This is a genomic window from Sphingobium sp. B8D3A, from assembly GCF_025961995.1.
GTDB lineage: Bacteria > Pseudomonadota > Alphaproteobacteria > Sphingomonadales > Sphingomonadaceae > Sphingobium.
The window spans coordinates 2,827,082-2,849,452 of the sequence record NZ_JAOQOS010000001.1; the positions used below are offsets into that span (position 1 = coordinate 2,827,082).

At 66.3% G+C, this 22,371-nt stretch carries 18 protein-coding genes; 5 read left to right on the forward strand and 13 right to left on the reverse strand.

The annotated features are described in order from the left end of the window. The first annotated feature begins 157 nt into the window (after positions 1-157). A complete protein-coding gene (locus M2342_RS13140; RefSeq protein ID WP_264579420.1) occupies positions 158-1,531 on the forward strand; it encodes an MATE family efflux transporter in 1,374 nt (457 codons plus the stop codon). Here the strand turns inward: M2342_RS13140 and M2342_RS13145 are convergent. The 4 genes from M2342_RS13145 to M2342_RS13160 form a co-directional block, all read right to left on the reverse strand. Then, positions 1,525-5,724: a translocation/assembly module TamB domain-containing protein gene (locus M2342_RS13145; RefSeq protein ID WP_264579421.1), complete on the reverse strand. Its 4,200-nt coding sequence runs from the start codon at positions 5,722-5,724 to the stop codon at positions 1,525-1,527. The genes M2342_RS13140 and M2342_RS13145 overlap by 7 nt on opposite strands. After that, positions 5,724-7,796 carry an autotransporter assembly complex protein TamA gene (locus M2342_RS13150; RefSeq protein ID WP_264579422.1) on the reverse strand — a complete coding sequence of 691 codons (2,073 nt, stop codon included), beginning with the start codon at positions 7,794-7,796 and terminating at the stop codon, positions 5,724-5,726. Before M2342_RS13150 ends, M2342_RS13145 begins: the two co-directional genes overlap by 1 nt. Before the next feature lie 138 nt (positions 7,797-7,934). Further along, positions 7,935-8,411, reverse strand: a complete 477-nt coding sequence (locus M2342_RS13155; protein WP_181559027.1) for a DUF1465 family protein — start codon at positions 8,409-8,411, stop codon at positions 7,935-7,937. A gap of 108 nt (positions 8,412-8,519) precedes the next feature. Continuing rightward, positions 8,520-8,720: a YdcH family protein gene (locus M2342_RS13160; protein WP_181559026.1), complete on the reverse strand. Its 201-nt coding sequence runs from the start codon at positions 8,718-8,720 to the stop codon at positions 8,520-8,522. Positions 8,721-8,990: 270 nt separating this feature from the next. On the opposite strand from M2342_RS13160, the gene M2342_RS13165 reads away from it, so the two are divergent. Beyond that, positions 8,991-9,152 (forward strand): YdcH family protein, encoded by a 162-nt coding sequence (locus tag M2342_RS13165; protein WP_181561349.1) that lies wholly within the window; start codon positions 8,991-8,993, stop codon positions 9,150-9,152. Positions 9,153-9,316: 164 nt separating this feature from the next. On the opposite strand, the gene sdhA is transcribed toward M2342_RS13165, so the two are convergent. Genes sdhA through sdhC form a run of 3 tightly spaced genes read right to left on the reverse strand, consistent with a single transcriptional unit; the run spans position 9,317 to position 11,957 of the window. Then, positions 9,317-11,131, reverse strand: coding sequence for a succinate dehydrogenase flavoprotein subunit (gene sdhA, locus M2342_RS13170; protein ID WP_264579423.1), 1,815 nt, complete (start codon positions 11,129-11,131; stop codon positions 9,317-9,319). Positions 11,132-11,133: 2 nt separating this feature from the next. Beyond that, positions 11,134-11,523, reverse strand: a complete 390-nt coding sequence (gene sdhD / locus M2342_RS13175; protein WP_181559024.1) for a succinate dehydrogenase, hydrophobic membrane anchor protein — start codon at positions 11,521-11,523, stop codon at positions 11,134-11,136. After that, positions 11,523-11,957, reverse strand: coding sequence for a succinate dehydrogenase, cytochrome b556 subunit (gene sdhC, locus M2342_RS13180; RefSeq protein ID WP_264569748.1), 435 nt, complete (start codon positions 11,955-11,957; stop codon positions 11,523-11,525). The genes sdhD and sdhC overlap by 1 nt, the downstream gene beginning before the upstream one ends. A gap of 240 nt (positions 11,958-12,197) precedes the next feature. Here sdhC and M2342_RS13185 point away from each other — a divergent pair, with 240 nt between their 5' ends. The 3 genes from M2342_RS13185 (at position 12,198) to M2342_RS13195 (ending at position 15,581) form a co-directional block, all read left to right on the forward strand. Then, positions 12,198-13,556, forward strand: a complete 1,359-nt coding sequence (locus M2342_RS13185) for a methyl-accepting chemotaxis protein (RefSeq protein ID WP_264579424.1) — start codon at positions 12,198-12,200, stop codon at positions 13,554-13,556. Positions 13,557-13,629: 73 nt separating this feature from the next. After that, positions 13,630-14,643 (forward strand): 50S ribosomal protein L11 methyltransferase, encoded by a 1,014-nt coding sequence (locus M2342_RS13190; protein ID WP_264579425.1) that lies wholly within the window; start codon positions 13,630-13,632, stop codon positions 14,641-14,643. A 74-nt stretch (positions 14,644-14,717) separates the two neighbouring features. Then, a complete protein-coding gene (locus M2342_RS13195; protein WP_264579426.1) occupies positions 14,718-15,581 on the forward strand; it encodes a dienelactone hydrolase family protein in 864 nt (287 codons plus the stop codon). A 12-nt stretch (positions 15,582-15,593) separates the two neighbouring features. Here M2342_RS13195 and ligA read toward each other — a convergent pair whose 3' ends face one another. The 6 genes from ligA to M2342_RS13225 form a co-directional block, all read right to left on the reverse strand. Beyond that, on the reverse strand, positions 15,594-17,795 hold the full coding sequence (gene ligA / locus M2342_RS13200) for an NAD-dependent DNA ligase LigA (protein WP_264579427.1): 2,202 nt from the start codon (positions 17,793-17,795) through the stop codon (positions 15,594-15,596). Further along, the gene (locus M2342_RS13205; protein ID WP_264579428.1) at positions 17,792-18,202 is read right to left on the reverse strand and encodes an endonuclease domain-containing protein; all 411 of its coding nucleotides are present in this window, start codon (positions 18,200-18,202) and stop codon (positions 17,792-17,794) included. The genes ligA and M2342_RS13205 overlap by 4 nt, the downstream gene beginning before the upstream one ends. Before the next feature lie 160 nt (positions 18,203-18,362). Continuing rightward, a complete protein-coding gene (recN, locus tag M2342_RS13210; RefSeq protein WP_264579429.1) occupies positions 18,363-20,027 on the reverse strand; it encodes a DNA repair protein RecN in 1,665 nt (554 codons plus the stop codon). Positions 20,028-20,099: 72 nt separating this feature from the next. Then, a complete protein-coding gene (locus tag M2342_RS13215; protein WP_264576295.1) occupies positions 20,100-20,885 on the reverse strand; it encodes an outer membrane protein assembly factor BamD in 786 nt (261 codons plus the stop codon). Positions 20,886-21,227: 342 nt separating this feature from the next. Further along, positions 21,228-21,653, reverse strand: a complete 426-nt coding sequence (locus tag M2342_RS13220; RefSeq protein WP_264579430.1) for a hypothetical protein — start codon at positions 21,651-21,653, stop codon at positions 21,228-21,230. Between the two features lie 209 nt (positions 21,654-21,862). Beyond that, positions 21,863-22,285, reverse strand: a complete 423-nt coding sequence (locus tag M2342_RS13225) for a hypothetical protein (protein WP_264579431.1) — start codon at positions 22,283-22,285, stop codon at positions 21,863-21,865. Between the last annotated feature and the right edge of the window lie 86 nt (positions 22,286-22,371).

The following is a 22,371-nucleotide window of genomic DNA, read 5'->3' on the forward strand; positions in this document are numbered from 1 at the left end:
CGGAAGGCCCGGGATCGAAAGATCCCGGGCCTTTTGTTGTGGGTGAATGCCGATGACCCACGCCGACTTCACGCATAGGGCGCGCGAATCATCGTCGCTTGTCATCCGCAGGGCCGCTCTCTACCCCTGAGCGAAGCTGGGGGAGGATCGCGCGACAATGAGCGGCAGAAGCGTCTCGATGACGGAAGGGCGGCTGCTCACGGTGCTGCTGCGCGTAGCCTGGCCGATCACCGTCACCAATCTCGCGCAGGCCAGCTTCGATATTGTCAATGCCTTCTGGGTGGGGCGGCTCGGCGAGGCCGCGATTGCCGCTGTGACCGCCAGCGGGCCGCTGTTCTTCGTGCTGATCGGCCTGGGTTCCGGCCTGTCGACCGCAGGCGCGGTGCTGATCGCGCAGAATATGGGCGCGCGGCGGATGGAAGCGCTCGATCATGTCGCGGCGCAGACCCTTTTGATGGTCGGCATCGTCGCGCTGGCCTTCACGCTCGCGGGCGCCTTCTCGGCGTCGGCCGTGCTCACCCTCATTGGCGTGGAGCCGGCAATCCACGCGCAGGCAACCGAGTATCTGCACATCCGCTTCCTGGGCATGGTGCCGATGTTTGGCTTCATGGCCATGCAGGCGATGTTACAGTCAGCCGGTGAGGTGCGCTTTGCTATGCGCGTGCAGATCGGCAGCGTCATCGCCAATGCACTGATCGATCCGCTGCTGATCTTCGGCATCGGGCCGTTTCCCACGCTGGGTATTGCCGGGGCCGCGCTGGCGACGGTAATCGTGCAGATCGGCGCGCTGCTGGTGTTGCTCCACCACATGCTCTCCGGCCGATCCGTCCTGCATGTGCGGGCGCGGCATTTCCGGCCGGACTGGTCGCATATCCGCCTGGCGCTTGGCCTTGGCCTGCCGGCCTCCATTGAGCAGGCGATCCGCACGTTCAGCTCGGTGCTGCTCATGGCTCTGGCCGCCAGCTTCGGCACGCTCGGCCTTGCTGCTTATGGCGTGGGGACGCGGCCGCTGTTCTTCTGGTTTACGCCCATGCTCGGCCTCTCCATCGCCACCGCAGCCGTGGTCGGCCAGAATGTCGGCGCCGGCCTCACCGAGCGCGCGGAGCAGGCTGCGCGCCTCTCGGCCTGGCTCGGCTTTTGCGGCATGACGCTCATCGGCCTCATGAACCTGCCATTCGTGCCAGCGATGATGGCCACGCTGGCGCCGGGCGAACCGGATGTGATCGCCCTCGCCTCGACCTTCGCCTATGTCTACTTCCCCTTTCTGGGCGTGCTCACCGTGCCGCAAGCGTTGCTCGGCGCGTTCCGAGGCGCCGGCAGCCCGAGCCACTCCATGATCATCTCGATCATCATGCAATGGGGGTTCCAAATGCCGGCGGCCTATCTGATCGCTTATGCCAGCCCCTGGGGCATCGCGGGCATCTGGTGGAGCTACCCGATTGCCAATGTCGCGGCGGCGTTGCTCTGCCTCTACTGGTTCCGCAACGGAAGTTGGCGCCGGCGACTGACCACGCCAGTCCCGGCTCAATAATCCTTGGAGATCCGCGCCGCAGCGCTCTGCCGGCCGATAGTGGAGACCGTCGAGATCAAGGCCAGCCAGCGGGTGATCTGATATTCGATGCTGGTGGCGCTATAGCCCTGCCCATCCGTAATCAGCTCGACATAGAGATGATCGCCGATGTTCTTGCCGGCGGCAATGGACGTTTGCCGACCCGTGGTGGTATCGGCCGCCAGCACGCGCAGCCGCGAGAGGCCGGTCGCGCGGCGGACGGCGTTGATCGGGTCGAGACCGCCACCCCCGCCCTGGAAGGCCGCCACGGCCGAGGCGAGCTGCAACGCTTCAGGTGCCGAGAGATTGGCGATGGAGGTGCCGAACAGCAGGCGGGAGAGCAGTTCATCCTGCGCCATCGCTGGAATGCTGGAGAAGGCGATGATCGGCCGCATGCTGGTGCCGGTGACGTTGATCGTCGCGCTCAGATCCTGCACGTCCGCGACCGCGCGGATATCGAGGCGCGGATTGACCGGCGTGCTGCCGGTAAAGGTCAGACGGCCCTCCTGCAGATCGAACCGGCGCCCCGCGAAATCATAGGTGCCGCGCGTCAGCGTCGCCACGCCGGAGAAGGCCGGCGCGGTCGCCAGCCCGCCGATCTTGAGATCGGCCGACCATTCGCTCTGCATCCCCAGCCCTTCGACGATAAGGCCGCGCGGCGCCTTGGCGGCAATGTCGAGCCGCCAGGGCGCATCGGCCCGCGTCCGCTCCACCTGATCGCCCGAGCGGTTGATCTCCACCAGACGCAGACGCGGAATTTCCGTCGACGAACTGGCGCGCCCGAGCGTAAACCGGCTGGAGACGGCCTCCAGATTGCCCGAAATGGTGCCCCCGCTGCCGGAGGAGACGATGCGTAGGGGCCCGGTGACCGTCGCACCAACATCGTCGCGGTCCATCAGCACTGCGCGATCTGCCTGCAGCGCGATATCCATGCCGATGCCGCGCTCGGCGGAGAGATCGAACACGGCCGTACCGGTAACCTTGCCGCTGCCGGCCCGGCCCTGAAGGTCAGGTATCGACAGTTGGGATCCGTTGAACCGACCGTTCGCCTGCACATCGCGGATCACCATGCCGGTCACCGGGCTGGTGATGCGGCCATTGCGCGTGGAGAGCGTCCCCTCGATCCGAGGATCGGACAAGGTGCCGCCAGCACTGGCGGAGAGGCGCAGATCGCCGCCCAGCGAAACGATCTCGACATTGGTGAGCCGCCAGAGCGTGTCGGCATCGCCGGCATAGCGGAACTGGGCCTGCAGGGGCGAGCGGAACAGCCGCTGGCTCAGCGACCCACTGCCGAGCGGCGTCACCAGCGCCTGCGCGCGGCCGACCACCTTGCCGCCACGCGCCACCACGGCGCGGGCTGCCAGCCGGCGCGTATCCAGCTCGGCATTAAGGCCCATATCGATCGGCGCTGAGCTGAGCGCCAGGCCAGAGCGAGTGAGGCCCTTGACGCGCAGGTTGAGCTTGCCGGTCGGCGGCCCGTCGACCGGCGCGACATAATGCGCCGTGCCGTCCATGGTGCCACCCAATCCCAGGTCGTCATTGGCCAGATCGAGCAGCAGCAGCGGCACGGCCTGCATTGTGGCGTTCAACTCCGTGCGCGTTGCGCCGAGGAAGCCGGAGAGACGCAGGGCGCCGCGTTGCATTCGCACGGTCGCCGGCGCCAGACGCCAGCCATCCAGTTCCCGGCTGAGCACCGCCGTTCGGTCGAGCCGGATCGCCGATTCATCCAACGAGCCATCCACATCGATGCTGATCCGGTTCGGCGCGATGCCGGCCCGGGCCTGCAGATCGAAGCTGCGCCCCGTCCGCGCGTTCATGGAGACGGTGGCCGTTCCTTCGCCATTGACCAGCTTCAGCGCGCCGGCGAACCGCCCGATCCGCACGCCGCCCACGCGGACGCCGCGACCCTGCGCATTGGCGTTGATCGTCACCGCGCCAGGACGGAGCAGCGCTTCGCCCTCCAGCGAGCCACGATTGATGACGATGCCCGGCGAGCCTGTGAAGTTGGCCCCGCTCAGATCGACATCGAAGCCGATGCGCTGCACGCCATCGACCATGCCCAGCGTCACCGCGCCCTCGGCGGGACCGGAAAGCGACAGGGCGCCCTGCAAGCCGCCGTCCACCGGCACGAGATCGCCGCGCACCGTGACGCCGCTCACGCCCAGATCCGCCACCGAGATCGTCGCGGCGCCACCGCGCGGCAGCAGGATCGCGCCGGTCGCGGCGAAGGTGCCGAACATCGAGCCGCCCTCGACCGTCATGGCATAGCCCTGATCGTCCGGGGTCAGCAGCGCGTGGACATTGGCGAGGCCAACTGCCGGCAGCGGGCGCGCAAGGGTGATGTCGACCCGGGGGCGATCCGGCTTCCCAGCGAGCGCCAGTTGCAGGGGACCGTAATCGCGATGCTCGCCCTGCCCGCGCAGATCGAGCTGGCCAGCGCCGTCGATCCGCCCTTGGCCGACAAGGGTGAGCGCGGGCGCCACCAGCCGCAGATCGCGCAACGCGATGCCGCCGCCCGGCGCCAGCCCGACCTGACTGGTGATGATCGGCAGCCCCTCCCCAAGGCCAAGCAGGAAGCGATTGTCGAGCCGCCGCATCGTCGCGCGGGCCGTGCCGGAAAAGCTGCTCTGCCCTTGCGGCGGCCGGGCCAGCCGCAGCACGGCATCGAGATCGAGCCGACCCAGGCCGGCAATCTCCAGTCCATTCAGACCGCCGCGAAAACTCGCGAGATAGCTCCCAGAGCCGAGATTGCCTTGCCCCTCGATCTGCCCGCGAAAACCGCTGGCCCGCACGTCCGAGCGATCCATGCGCAGATCATCGCCATTCTTCAGCAGCACGCTCTGAATCACCAGATTGCGCAGCCGCTCATCCACGGCGCGCTGGCCGACAGTCAGTGCCTGCGCCGTCAGCCGGATGGGAAAGCGTCCGCGCGGGCCGTTCAGCCGGCCCTCGCCTTCCAGACGGATGTTGCGAAGCGCCAACCCGCCCTGCCGCAGCTCGGCAGAGGTCAGCAGATACCCCACCTCCATCGCATCGAATGCGCCGGACAGCCGGGCGCGCAGATTGACGGACTGGCCCGCGACGCCCTTCGCCAACTGGCCGGGCCGTGCGACCACCGCCGAAACGCGCAGCTCATCAAATCGATTGCGGCCGAAATCCACGCCGCCATTGGCGGTCAGCTTGGCGGCCGGCATCGCCAATGAGGCGGTGCCCGAGAGCAGCCGATTGTCGAACCGCACGTCCGTCTCGATCTGCGCCTGCTGGCTGCCCAGCACGGTCAGCGGTTCGAGTGGGCCGAGCAACGCCAGCGGCCCCTTCGCCTGATAGCGCCCCTCCACTGCGGTCAGTGCGACGTTCGCGGTGAGGCGATTGGCGGTCAGCGCCGTCAGCCGGCCCTTCCAGCGGCGCCAATCGCCATCGCCATGGATGCGAAGCGACACCGGTTGCTGCGCATCCAGGGTGCCCGCGATCACGCCGCCCTGTGGCCCGACGACAATCGCATCGAGATCGAACCGGCCATCATCGGGCCGGCTGTCCAGCGCAAGACGCAGCACATCGCCCGTGCGCGGCGCGCTCGCCAGAAGATCGATGACCGCGCGACCGGAGCGCACATCGGCATTGCCGATTGCGCGGACGACGTGCGCCTCACCCAGCACCGCCGGGCCGATGCCCAGCCTGTCCACCCGCAGGTCCGCCAGCCGAATGTCGAACCCCGGCAGCAGCGGCTGCTTGGGCGAGGTGGAGGGCTTGAGCGCGGGCCGGCGGGAAAGGTCGGCCGAATGGATGTGCAGCCGATCAAGATCGAGCCGGTTGGAGAGCCAGCCGAGCGGATACCAGCTCACATCGGCGCGATCGACCCTGGCGAACTGCCCTTGCGTATCGAAAAAGCGCACATCGCGCAGCACCATGTCGTTGAAGACGCGCCCCTCAATGGCGCCCACGGTGATACGCAGGCCGGAGGTCGCCTCCCACTGCGCGATCTTGCGGATGATGAAGCGATGGCCACCCTCGCTATCCAGCCAGCGCACCCCACCCCAGAGCGCCACCACCAGCGCCACAATGAGAAGGATGACCGAGAGGCTGAACCCCGAGCGCAGCAGCGAGCGCTTGCGGCGGGGCGGCGGCAGCGCCTGCTCCGACGCACCCTCCGGCAGGGGCTCGTCTTGCGCGGCCATCAGAAGGCCTGCCCCAGCGACACATAGACGCCGATGCGCGAGTCACCCGGTTGCGGATTGAGTGGGGTGCCGACATCGATCCGGATCGGCCCGAAGTTGCTGTAATAGCGAAATCCAAGGCCCGCGCCGACACGCATCTCGCGGATCGTCGGCAGGGGATCGGGCGAAATCGTCCCGGCATCGATGAACGGCACGATGCCGAACTGGTTGAGACTGCCGAAGCGATAGCGCGCTTCCAGCGAGATTTCGCCAAGGCTGCGCCCGCCCACCGGATCGTTATTGAGGTCGCGCGGGCCAATGGCCTGATAGGCATAGCCACGCACGGAGGCGCCGCCGCCGGCGTAGAAGCGCCGCGTCGGCGCGATGCGGTCGGCCGACGCGCCGACGATGGTGCCGAGACGCGCGCGCCCGGCAATGGTCAGCCGCTCGCCGACCGGAATATAGGTGCTGCCATCGATCTGCGCGCGGACATAGCCGAACGCGCCATCCTGCAGGGACAGTTCGGGAGACAGGCGCCCGCCGAGGCGGAAGCCCTTGCGCGGATCGAGCAGATCGTCGCTGCCATCATGGGTCAGGCTCGTCGGCAGGGCGAGAATGAGATAGCGGCGTCGCACCGGATCGGGCGACCCCTCATATAGGCGCCGCTCGTCGCTGACGCGCAGCTCAAGGCCGGCGGACCAGGTCCATTCCTTCTGGAAAATCAGGTTGGTGTGCTTTTCCAGGCTCGCGGCGATGCCGGCGGTCAGCGCGTCATAAGCCGGCTGATCGACATTGGCGATGCTGAGCTCGCCATTGAGAGCCTGATCGCGCTGCCACAGATTGTTGCGCCGGAAGATCGCGGACGCGCTCTGTTCCTGGGTACCGATCACGCCGCGCAGCGTCACCGCCCCTTCCGGCGGCACCAGATTGCGGTGCTGCCAGCGCACTTCCACGCGCGCGCCTTCGCCCGTGCCATAACCGATTTCCCCGGCGATCGTCCGTGGCGGCGCGCGAGTCATGTTCACGACGATGTCCACCGCCTCGCGGTCCGGCCGCGCTTCGGGCGTGATGGTGAGCTGGGAGACCAGCCCGGTCGCGACGATGGCCCGGTTGAGATCGGTGAGTTCACTTTGCTTGAACGGGTCGCCCGGAGAAAAGCGGCTGATGACGGCCACGTGCCGCGCATCGAACGGCGCGCCCTCATTCACACGGATTGAGCCGAAGCGAAGAAAGTCACCGGTATCGGCGTTGAGGCTGAGTAGGGCCTGACGCTGCTGATGGTCGACAGTGAGCACCGGCTCGCGCACCTGCGCAAATGGATAGCCGCCCTCTTCGAGGCTGACACGCAGCGCGCTTGTCGCGGCCAATATGGTATCGGTGTCGGCAGGGTCTCCTACCTTCACAGGAAAGAGCGAGCGCAGCGGCTTGCCGTCCGCCATCGTCCCGTCCAGCCCGAACACCTCCACCGCGCTCAGGGCGAAGCGCTGCCCGGGGACGGCGCGCAGCGCGACGCGGACATAGGGGTCACTCGCTCCACTCACCCCAAAGCGCGCGCGGCTCCGGCCCTCATAATAGCCCCGGGTGCGCAGCAGATCTTCGAGCAGTTCTTCGTCGGTTTGCGCCCGGCGCCGGATCTGCGCGATGCTCGCCCGGTCACCTTCCCCCGTCCGCAGCGCCGATAGTGCATCGAACCGGCTGTAGAACATGGGATCGGCAGCATCATCCAGCCCTTCAAGATTGAGCTGATAACGCAGCGGCTGGGTGGGGTCGAGCGCAGCAAGGGCTGCCGCTTCGCCCGCCGTGCCGCCTAGGGGGTCCGGCTCAGTGCCGGCGGGCGCTTGCGTTGCAGGCGTTGCTGTCCCCTGCCCGCCAGCTAGCGCGGGCTCGGCCTCTCCTCCGGCGTCACTGCCCTCCACTGCCAGAGTTTCCCCCGACTGATCGAGGTCCGGCCAGTCGAGGCCGATGTCGGGCATGTCATCGAGATCGAGCGCGTCCTGCGCGGCGTCGGGCGATGGGGTGGCTTGACCGGGCGACGTTTGCGCCAGCGCGCGGTCGCACGTCAGCGCGCCCTGCGCCGCCAGCAGGATCGCCATGAAAGTCCCACCTGCACGGGAACACCTGCCCAAACGCGATCGCCGCAGCATCAGGCCTGTCTATGAGCTTGTCGCAGGACTGCAAGCGGCATTCGCGCGTGACGCACCGTTTTGCGGCGGGCTGTCCGGCCGGACGGCTCAGAAGGCCCGTTCAAGCCGCGTCAGCAGAACATGCGCCGGATTGATCGGCATCGCCGACAAGCGGGACCTGCGGGCCAGGAACTGTCGCTCGAGGCGGGCCACCCGCGCATAAAGCTCCTCGGAGCTGGCGATGAGCGCGCGCATCTCTGCGTTGAACTGGCAGGAGACATCGAGCGGCGTGAGGGCGGCTGGGCCAAGCCGATAGCGCTCCTCCTCCCGCACAGATTCGCGCATCTCGCCGTTGAAGATCGCGCGCTGCGTGAGCAGCCACGCGATGACGTGCATCAGCCGCGTCGTCACCTTGATCGATTCGCAGGAGAAATCGACCCAGCCGATGCGACCCAGCGACTGACGATGCTCCTCGGCGCGATCATCGAAATAAGAGCGCGCCTCATCAGCCAGCACCATGGCATCGACATACAGGGCGTCGACAAGCTGACGGTCAAGCACGTGCGGGGGCATCGAGTCGTTCATGAGCTTGTGCTGCCACAAGCCGGGCGGAACGTCAGGTCGATTAACCTTCAATATACCATCTGGATGGGTGTGCCCGTTGATCCGGCGGCCGCTTATACCGGTGGGCGGTCAGGCGATAATGTCGGGAATCAGGCTGTTTTCCAGCATGGTGATCTCGTCGCGCAGGCGCAGCTTGCGCTTCTTGAGGCGGGCAAGCTGGAGCTGGTCGGGCAAGGAAAGCTGACCCAAAGCCGCAATCGCGCAGTCGAGATCGCGATGCTCGACACGCAAGGCTTCCAGCCGCTGCTCGATTTCCTCGATCGATAACACCGATTCGCCCCCAGTTCTGAACGGCACGCCTACATGGCAGGGCACCCTTGGCGCGGCAATGCGCAACTGCGCAACAAAAGAAGGTGGTTAGCGACTTTTCTTTCGTGCGCCCGCAAGCTTCTGTCTGCCCACAGAAAGAATGTTTAACGAAAGAACGTGACACCGCATGACGGGTCTCGATTTATCGCAGCTTCGCGCAATTGCGAGAGACAGGGCGCGCGATTGGTGATCTACTGAACCTCCATTGAAGCAATGGCCAAGGAGGACATGATGGACACAAGCCACGTTTCCGCACTGCACGCCAAGCATGCCGGGCTGGAGGCCCGGATCAAGGACGAGATTACCCGTCCTGCGCCGGACAGTTACCGGCTCGCCACCCTCAAGAAAGAGAAGTTGCGCATCAAGCAGGCACTCGCTTCCGCAGCGACCTGAGCGCCAGGGCTATGACAGCCAGGTAGGGGCGCTGGCCGCCCCTGCTCTGGCCAGCCCGACTATCGTCAGACGACTGACGATCCCCCGACGACCAAGCTGAAAACGCCTGCCGGAGCCACATCGCGCGGGACGCTCTGGTGGTGCCCCATCGCGATGGAGCCCGATCAGTAAACGCGCTTCTTCGGCGCGATATAGTCGATGTCGTCGGTCAGCGTATAGTCGTGCACCGGGCGGCTATCGAGCTTCACGCTGCCGCCCTTGCCGCCCCAGCCCTCGAACCAGCCCAGGGTGTGCTTCATCCAGTTGGCATCGTCGCGATCGGCATAATCCTCGCGCGCATGGGCGCCGCGGCTTTCCTTGCGCGCAATCGCGCCGTGAATGGTGACGCTGGCCTGCGAAATGAGGTTATCCAGCTCCAGCGTCTCGACGAGATCGCTGTTCCAGATGAGCGAGCGATCGGTGATGCCGATGTCCGTCATGCCCTCGTAGATCTTGCCAAGCTTTTCGACACCTTCCGCCATCAGCTCCTCGGTGCGGAACACGGCGGCATGGGCCTGCATCGTGCGCTGCATGTCGAGGCGGATCTGCGCCGTGGGCGTGCCGCCCTTGGCATTGCGGAAATGATCGAGGCGACCCAGCGCCAGCTCGTCGCCGCTCTTGGGCAGCGGCTTGTGCGGCGTATCGGGCTTCACGATCTCGGCGATGCGCTTGCCGGTCGCGCGGCCGAACACCACGAGATCGATCAGACTGTTTGAGCCGAGGCGATTGGCGCCGTGCACCGAGACGCAGGCAGCCTCGCCGACCGCGAACAGGCCGGGCACGACATGGTCGGGATTGTCGCCCTTCCGGGTGACGACCTCGCCATGATAATTGGTCGGGATGCCGCCCATATTATAGTGGACGGTCGGCACCACCGGCAGCGGCTGACGGGTCAGGTCGACGCCCGCGAAGATCTTGCCGCTCTCGGTAATGCCCGGCAGGCGCTCGGCCAGCACCTTGGGATCGATATGATCGAGGTGCAGGTGGATATGATCCTTGTTCGCGCCGACGCCGCGGCCCTCGCGGATTTCCATCGCCATGGACCGCGAGACGACGTCGCGCGAGGCGAGATCCTTGGCGGAGGGGGCATAGCGCTCCATGAAGCGCTCGCCTTCCGAGTTGGTGAGATAGCCGCCCTCGCCGCGCGCGCCCTCGGTGATGAGCACGCCCGCGCCGTAAATGCCGGTCGGGTGGAACTGGACGAACTCCAAATCCTGCAGCGGCAGGCCGGCGCGCAGCACCATGGCGCCACCGTCACCCGTGCAGGTGTGGGCGCTGGTGGCCGAGAAATAGGCCCGGCCATAGCCGCCCGTAGCGAGCACGACGCAATGGGCGCGGAAGCGATGGATCGTGCCATCGTCCATGCAGAGGGCGATGACGCCACGGCAGACGGGGCCGTCCGGCGTGTCTTCCATGATCAGGTCGAGCGCGAAATATTCGATGAAGAAGTCAGCGTCATACTTCAGGCTCTGCTGGTAGAGCGCGTGCAGCATGGCATGGCCGGTACGATCCGCCGCCGCGCAGGTGCGCTGGGCCGGCGGGCCTTCGCCCATATTCTGCATCATGCCGCCGAACGGGCGCTGGTAGATCTTGCCTTCCTGCGTGCGGCTGAACGGCACGCCGGCATGTTCCAGTTCGTAAACGGCCGCCGGCGCCTCACGCACCATATATTCGATGGCGTCCTGGTCGCCGAGCCAGTCCGAGCCCTTGACCGTATCGTACATGTGCCAGGTCCAGTGATCCGGCCCCATATTGCCGAGGCTCGCCGCGATGCCGCCTTGCGCAGCGACGGTGTGGCTGCGGGTCGGGAACACCTTGGTGATGCAGGCGGTCTTGAGGCCGCTTTCGGCAATACCCATGGTGGCGCGCAGGCCCGAGCCGCCGGCGCCGACGACGACGGCGTCATAGGTGTGATCGATGATCTTATAGGCTTGCGTCATGATTAGAGCGCCCCTCCGGCCAAGGCGATTTTCGCGACAGAGAACAGGCTGACCGCGGCGCAGCCGATGACGAAGAAGTGCAGCAGGATGAGCGTGGCGAACTTCAACCCCTCATCATGCACATAATCCTCGATAAGCACCTGAAGACCGAGGCGGATGTGATAGAAAACGCTGACAATCATCAGCATCATCGGCACCGCGACGATGGGCTGGGTCAGCCAGCCGGTGATGGCCGCATGATCATGCGCCGGAAGCAGCGCCAGGCTGGCCAGCAGCCAGCTCACCAGCAGCAGATTGCCGATCGCCGTGAAGCGCTGGGCGATCCAGTGATGCGTGCCGCTCCGTGCCGAGCCGAGGCCACGCACGCGGCCCAGTCTGGTTCCGCTGCCCATCAGAATGCCCTCCCCACGAAGATCCACGCCCAGAAGGCCACAGTCGCCAGCGCCGAGGCGGCGAGAATGACCTTCGACCACCGCTTGTTCGCCGTCAGCTCAAAGCCCGCGCCCATGTCCATCACCAGATGGCGCAGGCCCGAGAGCATGTGCTGGAAGAAGGCCCAGGTCAGGCCGATCAGCACGATGCGCGCGATCACATTGGCAATCAGGCCAGCCAGATCGCCCGCATCAGCTTGCCAGACATAATATTGGAAGTTCGCATAGGCTGCGGGTCCGCTCGCCGCCGCATACAGCCACCAGGTCAGGCCGAGGCCCCCCAGAATCGCCATGCCATCCCCCGTCACCCGGTGGAGGATGGAAAGAAGCATATGCGGGCCCCACTTCCAGATGGTGAGGTGCGGGGAAAGCGGCCTTCGCCCGGATTGCGCCATGATCGAGCAGTCCTGTTCGTGAAAGAATGCGCCCCTTTAGCGCAAAGCTGCTGCACTGCAAACGCTCGCTGGCGCCATGTCACCAATGTGCAGACTGAGGTCCCGGTGAACATGGAAAACAGAGGATGTTAGCCCTCGATTAACGAAAGGCCGATATCACGCCACCCCATACGACCCGGCAAATGGCAGGACAAAAGGGGCACCGAGGCCATGATCGCAGGAAAAAGCGACACGATTTCAATGGCTGAACGGCTGCAGGAGTTCGACCCCCAAGTGACATTGCCGGGGCGGGCGCGTCAAATCCTGGCTTATCTCGGAGACCGCATCGACGAACTGGGCGACACCGCCATGGCGGTCTACCTCCCCTGCATCGACCTTACGGCGGTCGGCCCGGCGGAGCTGGAAGCCACGCGGCAGGGCGCAAGAACCTTCCATCGAACACTGCTCAGCGATTTCGCCGGGGAAGAATGGACGGAGATGGCGCGGACCGGCGTGATGAAGATGCTTGCGCGCGATGTCTCCATCCGCACCCAGATCGTCATCATTAACCGCGTGGTCGACAAGGTCCGTGATATCCTGACGGAGCTCGTGGCCGATCGCGACGAGCGCTCGGAATTGCTGGCCGCCATGCGGTTCATCTCGCTGGTGCAAGCGGAAGTGTGCTGCGCCTTTTACGCCGACACGATCCGCGAGCAGGACCGGATCGAGCGCCAGCGCCAGCGCGACAAATTCTCCGAATTGCTGAACACGCAGATCGATCTAGCCGCGCAACTGGGCGAGCGCCTGCGCGAACAGGCCCGCGAATCCTCGAACGCCACGCGCGGGATGCTCGATAAGGCTTCCGAAGTCGCCGCCGCTGCCGAACAATCGGCCATCGCCATGCGCGAGGCCGCGCACACCAGCTCCGGCCTGATCCGCGCCATCGAGGAAGCCCGCACCGAAGTGGACCAGGCGGCGGAAGTCGCCGCCCTGGCCTCCGAGCAGGCCGGTGAGGCGGTGAACGTCTCGACGGCGCTGAGCGATCACGCCCAGTCCATCGAATCGATCCTCGGCCTGATCCGCGATATTGCCGGGCAGACCAATCTCCTTGCCCTCAACGCGACCATCGAGGCCGCGCGCGCCGGCGATGCGGGACGCGGCTTTGCCGTCGTCGCGCAGGAAGTGAAGTCGCTGGCGAGCCAGACCGCCCACGCCACCGACGACATCGCGCAGAAGATCGCCGCCATCCAGAACGCCACGCGGCACACAGTCGAGACCAACGAGCGCATCCGCGAAACCGTGCTCAACGTCCAGACCATGGGCATGCGCATCCGCACCGCGATGGACGCGCAATCGCAGACTGTGACGATGATTACCGCTGCCGTGGACGAGACGGCGCTTGCCGCCGACTCCATGTCATCGAACATTTCGGCGATCCGGCAGGATACGGAGATCGTCGCCTCGGAGATCGACGAGCTGGAAAGCGGCTTCACCGAAGTCCGCAACCTGCTCGGCGCCCTGCGCACGCGCTCGGCCAATTTCGTGGTCTCCATGGCACCGGCGACCGACGCCCAGGCAGAGCCGCAGCCGGCTTATCCGCCAATCCGACGCGCCGTCTGACAAATCCGCTTCGACTGAGGCGACCCGGTCCATTCTCTCTCCCTTTGCCGTCCAAATCGGCTAGAGAGAGGGCATGACACAGCGTTCCTCCACCGCCAGCGTCGCGCCCGCGATGCCCTGGCAGATGACCTTTTCCTGCACGCGCGCCGTCGCCGAGCGGTTCGAGCTTGAGGCCGAGCCGCTGTTCATCGACTGGCCCTCGCCGCCGGCGATTCTGGCGAGCGAGCCGGACGAAAGCCAGCCCGATGCCTGGCAGCTTGACATCATCTTCGAAACCAAGCCGACGCGCGCGACCATCGATGCCATCGCGGCGCTGATGCCCGATGGCGCCGCGACCCCATACACGCTGGCGCAATTGCCGGACACCGACTGGGTGACGCAGAGCCAGGCCGGCCTGGAACCGATGACGGCCGGGCCGTTCCATGTCCGCCATGACAGTGCGGACAGCCCGCGCGCCGACCGCATCGATTTTCTCATCCCCGCCAGCCGCGCCTTCGGCACCGGCCAGCATGAGACGACACGCGGCTGCCTGCTGGCGCTGGCCGACCTCAAGGCGCGCGGCATGCGCTATGGCAATATTGCGGACATCGGCACCGGCACCGGCCTGCTTGCATTCGCCGCCAACCGTCTTTGGCCCCGCGCTCATGTGCTCGCCTCCGACATCGACCCTGTCGCGGTGGACGTTTCGGCCGAAAATGCCGATTTGAACGGCGTTCCGCTCGGGGCCGGCGCGGGGGCGCTGCGGCTGGTCGCCGCGCCGGGGGTCGAGCATCCGCTCATTCAGGGCCTTGCGCCTTACGATCTGCTCATCGCCAATATTCTCGCCGGGCCGCTGATCGAGTTGGCGCCAAGCCTCTCCGCACAGGTCGCCGAGGGCGGCACGCTGATGCTGGCGGGCCTGCTGGACAGCCAGGCCGGCCGCGTGCAGGCCGCCTATCGCGCGCAGGGCATGGTGCTGATCTGGCGGTTCGACCATGGCGACTGGCCCACGCTCGTGCTGCGCAAGCGCCATCGCTTCGGCTGGCGCCGCACGACGCGCTGGCGCACGGGCGATCATGGCGCCGCGCCCGGATTTGGCAGCTGGTAGGACCGGCTGCGCATTGACAGGGCGCCCGCGCCGACCGACCATCCCCGCCTGACGCTGCGAGGGAGAGATTCGGCATGTGCGACAATGACATCCATCAGGGCCTGGTCGAGGATTGGAGCGTCACCCGGCGCATGTTCATGGCAACTGGCGCCGCCGTCGGCCTGGCCGGTGCGGCGACCGCGCAGGCCGTCGCCAATGTGACGGAAACCAACGTCAGCATCAAAACGCCCGACGGTTCTGCCGATGCCGCCCTCTTCCACCCCGCCGGCACGGGGCCCTGGCCTGCCGTGCTGATGTGGCCGGACATCATGGGCCTGCGCCCGGTGTTCCGCGAGATGGGCCGGCGCCTGGCGGCCGAGGGCTATGTGGTCCTCGTCCCCAACCCCTTCTACCGCAATGCCGTCGCGCCGGTGATCGACGGGACATTCGACTTCAGCAACCCGGAGTCGCGCAAGATCCTGTTCGGCTATCGCGCCGCGATGAGCGATGCCGCGGTCGATCATGACGCGGCGACCTATCTCGGCTTCCTCGACGCGCAGCCGCAGGTCGACAAGGGCCGCAAGGCCGGCGTGCAGGGCTATTGCATGGGCGGGCCGCTCTCCTTCCGCACCGCCGCTGTGGCTTCGGCACGGATCGGCGCGGTCGGCAGCTTCCATGGCGGAGGCCTGACCACCGACCAGCCGAGCAGTCCGCATCTGCTCATCCCCAAGACCGATGCCGCCTATCTCGTCGCGGTGGCGCAGAATGACGATGCCAAGGAGCCGGAATCCAAGACGATCCTGCGCAAGGCATTCGATGCAGCGGGCAAGACCGCGACGGTCGAGGTCTATCCCGCCGACCATGGTTGGTGCGTGCCCGGTAGCCAGGCCTATAACCATGACGCGGCGGAAAAGGCCTGGGCCGCGTTGCTTGCGATGTATCGCACAGCGCTGGCCTGACGCGGAGGCGCCCTAGCCGGCGCTCCGCACGATCTCAGCCCAAGCGGCCTCGTCGATCACCTCGATCCCGAGGTCGGCGGCCTTCTTGAGCTTGGAGCCGGCACCCGGCCCCGCCACCACCAGATCGGTCGACGCACTGACCGAGCCGGCCGACCGGGCGCCCAGCGCCTCGGCCTGCGCCTTGGCTTCATCGCGGCTCATCGTCTCCAGCTTGCCGGTGAAGACGATGGTCTTGCCCGAGACGGCGCTGGCCTTCACATCCACAACATAAGGCGGCGGCGAAACCTGCGAGAGCAAGTCGTCCCACGCCGCGACATTATGCTCCTCATGGAAGAAGTCGCCCAGCGCCTCGACCACGGCGCCGCCGATGCCTTCGATCGCGGTGAGAGTGGCCTTGGCCTGTTGGACAACGTCCCCGTTCGGGTCGAGCGAAGTCGAGACCCGTTCGCGCATCAGCATCTCGACCTCGCTCGATGCGAACGCAAGCCGGTCGGCATTGGCAAGCATCGACCACGCTTGCAGTACCGGCAAGGTCGCGAATGCCTTCATCAGATCGCGCGCTGTTACCGCGCCGACATGGCGAATGCCGAGGCCGAACAGCAGCCGCGCGGCATCGGGCGCGCGCCGGTCCTCGATGGCCTTGAGGAGATTGTCGACCGACTTCTCCTTCCAGCCCTCGCGGCCCAGCAGATCGGCGCGATGCTGCCTGAGCCGGAAAATGTCCGCCGGGCCATGTTCCAGCCAGCCGAGCGCGAAGAACTCGCGAATGGTCTTGTCGCCCAAGCCATCGATATCCATCGCGCCGCGACTGACGAAATGGTTGAGCCGCTCGATACGCTGGGCCGGGCAGATGAGGCCCGCCGTGCAGCGCACATCGACTTCGCCTTCCTCCGCCACCGCCTCACTGCCGCATTCCGGGCAATGATCGGGGAAGATGTACGGCGCTCGCTCCGCCTCCCGCGTCAGATTGTCCACGACCTGCGGGATCACGTCGCCGGCGCGCTGGACCAGAATCCGGTCGCCGGGCCGCACGCCCAGCCGCGCGATCTCGTCGCGATTGTGCAGGGTGACGTTCTGGACCACCACGCCGCCCACCGTGACCGGCTTGAGCCGGCCCACCGGCGTCAGCTTACCGGTGCGGCCGACCTGAATGTCGATGGCTTCCAGCGTCGTCTCGGCCTGTTCGGCGGGGAATTTATGCGCAATCGCCCAGCGCGGCGCCTTGGCAACGAAGCCGAGCCGCGCCTGCCAGTCCAGCCGATCCACCTTGTAGACCACGCCGTCAATATCGTAATTCAGGTCCGCGCGCTGTTGCTGGATGGCGCGATAATGCGCCAGCATCGCCGCGCTGCCATCGCACAGCACCAGATGCCGCGACACTGGAATGCCCCAACCTTCCAGCGCTTTCATCACGCCATATTGCGTATCCGCAGGCAGGCCATCATCGCTGACCACGCCCCAGCCATGGGCAAGAAATCGCAGCGGACGGCTGGCGGTGACGCTCGCATCCTTCTGGCGCAGCGATCCGGCGGCGGCATTGCGCGGATTGGCGAATTGGCGGACGCCCTCGGGATCAAATGCCTCACCGCGCGCCTCGGCCGTCGCGCGCGCCTCGTCCATCAGCCGCGCATTGAGCGCGGTGAAGGAGGACTTCTCCATATAGACCTCGCCGCGCACCTCCAGGATGGCCGGCGCGTCGACGGGCAGGGTCTGGGGAATATCGCCGATATGCGCAACATTGGGCGTCACGTCCTCCCCCACCTCGCCATCGCCGCGCGTCGCCGCACGGACGAGCTTGCGGTCCTCATAGCGGATGGAGAGCGACAGGCCGTCGATCTTGTCCTCTGCGGTCATCATGACCGGCTCATCTTCACCGAGCGCCAGATACCGCCGGACGCGCGCAACGAATTCCGCCACATCCTCGTCCGCAAAGGCGTTGTCGAGGCTCATCATGCGCTTCTCGTGGCGCACTTTGGCGAGCACAGACGTCGCCACCGAAGCGCCCACCTGCCGATTGGGGCTGTCCGCACGGATCAGATGCGGGAAAGCTGCCTCCAGCGCATTATTTTCGCCCACCAGCGCATCAAAAGCGGCGTCGCTGATCTCGGGCGCGTCATTGGCGTGATAGAGCGCGTTATGCCGCGCGATTTCCTTCGCGAGCCGCATAAGGCGGTTCGCGGCCTCAGCGTCGGTGAGTGTGTGGGAGTCGGTCATGCGCTTTTCCTCCTCTCCTCTTCAGAGGAGAGGCCGGGGGTGGCGCCTGCCTGCCATCGATCCGGGAGCATATCGAGCTTCGCGCGCAGGTGGGTCAAAACGCCCTCCATATTTGTCATCACATCGCTGTTACTGAAGCGCAGGGTGGAGAAACCCTGGTTCACTCTCAATTGTCGGTCTCTGACCGCGTCTAGCTCAGGCAGATGGGTCTGGCCGTCGACCTCCACCACCAAGCCTTTTTGCGGACAGAAGAAATCGACAATCCGGCCGTCAATCGTCGCTTGCCTGCGGAACTTGTGGCCGAGTTGTGAGGCGCGCAGATGCTGCCAGAGGCGGCGCTCCGGCTCGGTTGGTTCGCGGCGCATGCGGGAAGCCCGCGCGAGCATGGTAGGACGATCGGGGTTCATGGGCGTTCACCACCCCCGGCCCCTCCTCTAAAGAGGAGGGGAGCAGGTTGCGGCATGACGCCAGCCTGTACGCTGACCAGGTGCAGATTGTCAGCGCGACGCAATCTCCCCTCCTCTTCAGAGGAGGGGTCGGGGGTGGTGCTGGACGGCGACACCATCCTCACACCCCCTCCAGCAGCCGCTCGGCCTGTGCACGCGCTTCGTTGGTGATCTCGGCGCCGGAGAGCATGCGCGCGATTTCCTCGCGGCGTTCGGCGTCGTCGAGCGGATGGACCCCGGTGCGGGTGATGGTGCCTTGCGAGGATTTGGCGATGAGCAGATGCGCCGCGCCGCGTGCGGCCACCTGCGGGGAGTGAGTGACGACGATCACCTGCCCGCCACCGGAGAGCCGCGCCAGCCGCTCACCAATCGCGCCGGCCACGGCCCCGCCGACGCCCCGGTCGATCTCGTCGAAGATCATCGTGCCCGCGCTGCCCTGCGCGGCGAGCGCGACCTTGAGGGACAGGATGAAGCGCGACAATTCGCCGCCCGAGGCGATCTTAGTCAGCGGCGCGAAGGGCGCGCCGGGGTTGGTGGAAATCATGAACTCGACCCGATCCTTGCCGGACGCGCGCCACTGCCCTTCCGGCAGCAGCTCGACATCGGTGCGGAAGCGCGCGGCATCCAGCTTGAGCGGGGCCAGTTCGCCGGCAACCGCCGCGTCCAGTCGGGCAGCGGCCTCCCGGCGGCCATCGCTGAGCGCCTGCGCCGCGGCTTCATATGCCTGCCGTGCGGCCGCGACGTCCCGTTCAAGATCGGCCAACCCCGCCTCGCCCGCATCGATCCGCGCGAGCTGATCGCTCATCCGCGCCGCGAGATCGGCCAGATCGTCGGCCGCGACCTGATGCTTGCGGGCCAGTGCCCGCAGATCGAACAGGCGCGTCTCGATCGCGTCGAGCCGCGCGGGATCGACGGACAGCGCTTCGCCGGCCCGCGCGAGATGCTCCTCCGCTTCGCTGGCCTCGATCACGGCGCGATCGAAGGCAGCCAGCGCCTGCGTGAGCAACTCATGCTCCTCGCCGATCCGGTCCAGCCGCCGCGCTGCCTGCCGCAGCTTGGCCAGCGCACCGTCCGATCCGCCGAGCAAATCGTCGAGCGCGGCCATGTCCTCGGTGAGGCGCGCACTTTTCTGCATGTCGGCGCGCTCGGTGGCGAGCGTCTCCTCTTCACCCGGTTCGGGCGCGAAGGCCGTCAGCTCCGCCACGGCATGGGCGAGATAATCGCGTTCACGAGCGGCGCTCTCCAGCGTGTCGCGGGCCTCGGTGAGCCGCGCCTGCGCAGTCTGCCAGACGCCGTGTGCGGTGCGTACCGCGCCGGCATCCAGTCCGCCAAAGGCATCGAGCAGGTCCATATGCCCGCGCGGGTTGATGAGGCCGCGCTCGTCATGCTGGCCGTGAATCTCGACAAGATAGGCACCGACATCGCGCAGCAGCGCCGCCGAGCAGGGCTGATCGTTGATGAAGGCGCGGCTCCCGCCATCGGCCTTAAGCGTGCGGCGGATCAGCAGCGGTTCGCCCTGTTCTTGCGCCACATCGCTCTCGGCCAGCAAGATGGCCAGGGCTGAACCGGGCGCCGGCGGATCGAATGTCGCGGTCACGCTGGCCTGATCGGCACCGGCGCGCACAAGGCCGCTATCGGCCCGCATCCCCAGCGCCAGACCCAGCGCATCCAGCAGGATGGACTTGCCCGCGCCGGTTTCGCCAGTGAGCACAGTCAGTCCCCGCTCGAACACGAGATCGAGCGCCTCGATGAGCACGATGTTACGGATCGAGAGGCCGGTCAGCATATGCGGTGCAGAGCTAATCCATTGCCCTCATGCTGTCACCCGCCTTCGCCAGCGCAAAGCGCCGGAAAGAGATCAGGCGCTCGGAGCGTGCTGCGTCATCAGGCGATAGGAGCGCTGATACCAGTCCGAATCGGGATAGTTGGTCTGCAGCACGGCAGCGGCCCGCTTGGCTTCTTCCGTCATGCCGAGCGCCAGATAGCTCTCGACCAGACGGTGCAGCGCCTCTGCCGTGTGGCTGGTTTGCTGGTAATTGTCGACGACCTGCCGGAAGCGCATCGCGGCGGCGATCCACTCGCGGCGGCGCTGGTAGAAGCGGCCGACTTCCATTTCCTTGCCGGCGAGATGGTCGTTCACCAGATCGAGCTTGAGCCGGGCGTCCGACGCGTAGCGCGAATCGGGGTAGCGGCGGACCAGCTCGTTCAGCGCATCGCGGGCCTGAAGCGTCAGCTTTTGGTCGCGCGTCACATCGCTGATCTGCTCATAATAGCATAAGGCGATCAGATAATAGGCATAGGCCGCGTCGCGGTTACCCGGATGGATCGAAAGGAAGCGCTGGGCCGACTGGATCGACTGGCGATAATTGCGCGCGGCATAATAGCTGAACGAGCTCATCAGCTGCGCGCGGCGGGCCCAGGGCGAATAGGGATGCTGGCGCTCAACCTCATCGAACAGCACGGCAGCCTCGGCAAAGCGACCATTGTCGAGCCGCTGCTGGCCCGCCAGATACAGCGTGCTCACGTCGCGCGCGACATAGCGCGTATCAACGCGGTTCGAACTGCGCGCGCAGCCGGCCAGCAAGGCGAGTGAGATCAGGCTGGCGGCAATCAGCCGGCCACGACGCAGCGGTGTAACGGTCATGCGCAGCCTCTTAACCGAGCAACCGGACCGCGCCAAGCGAATGATGAGCGCTTTGCGCCACGGGCATAAGACAGATGATGCATGGCGCGCGAAACAAGGACCGGCCCGTTGAACCGGCGCTGAACGAGAGCGGCTGAATGGGCGCCTGCCCCTCTTTTCCCATGCGAGCGCACTGCCCGCAAACCGCGCCGCCGCTCTCTGTGTGGGAGGCGGGAAGCGGCGACGCGGCCTGCACCTTGCGGAGCAGAAAACGGTCGACGCCCGACCCGAACCGGGGAATGCGCACGCCAGCGTGGGGGATGGCGGCACACGGTTCAGGCCGGTCGTCGACCTGCGAAGCTGTCAGACGTCCGGGTGGTCGCTGACATAACTTCGCATCCTCGCGGACCCGAGGGGCGTTAGCCCGACCGTCCGCCGCTCGGGTTCTTCACCCGCAACGACGGCCAGCCCCGCTTGGACCAGTTTATCGATCACTGCAGCGGCCTCAGCCGGGCTGAGCATGTTGCCCACGGCCAGGGCCGTGTCGCTCACCGGACTGGACTGCAGTTCACCGACGAAAAGAGAGAGCATCACGTCCATGGCGCGATCGGCCATGACGGGCGTGTAGAAATGCTTGCTGCGCAGACGGCCGAGCATATGCATGCGGCCGGCCTTGGCCCGCAGAACGCTCGAGGCTTCCGCGGAGCGAGGATCAGCCGGCGCGTCCGGCCGGGCTGCGGCGTCGCGTTGCACGATATTGGGCACGTCAAAAAACTTTCGATTCGGCATCGGACTACCCTCGCCGCGCGGGAAACATCCCGCGCGCGAAAGATGCGCCGCCGCTGTGAGAAGAGGCGGCGGATAGACCACCGTCTCTGCCGGCGCATGTCCCGTAACCACCAGACAGGAGGAGCCTATCGTCACCAGCCGCGCTCACTGACCGGGAAGACCGGGCCGAGCGGCGGGAATAAGACCCGTGAGGTGGTCGGGTTGACCGCTCATTGTCCAATACCGCGATGGTCGCCGAGATAATTGCGCATTCGCGCCGATCCCATCGGGGTCAGGGTGATCCCATCGTCTTCCCCGACCGCGGGCCCGCCCGCTCCCGCCGACCCGGCGCGGACCAGACCTGCCTTGATTAGCGCTGCAACCACCTCATCTTGCGGATCGCTGCGCAGATCTTGCGCACCGTTCAACGATGCCCGTGAGACCGTCCGCCCCTCGCTCTGGGCAAGGAACAGCGTCAGCATGGCTGCCATGGCGCCATCGGCCATCACCGGCTCTGGAAAGAGGGCCCTGCGCTGGCCCATGAGGGCCTGCAAACGCCGGGCCCGCTCGATCACCGGGTCATCCGGCAGACAAGCGCGCGCATCGTCGTCCACGCCCGGTGGGCGCGGCTTATTGGCTGTATCGAACATCACGATCCGTCCCTGGGATATTCGCGGGGTTCACACTGAACCCGTGTCTCCTCGCCTATCCCTGCCTCAACATCATTCTCAAACGCGTG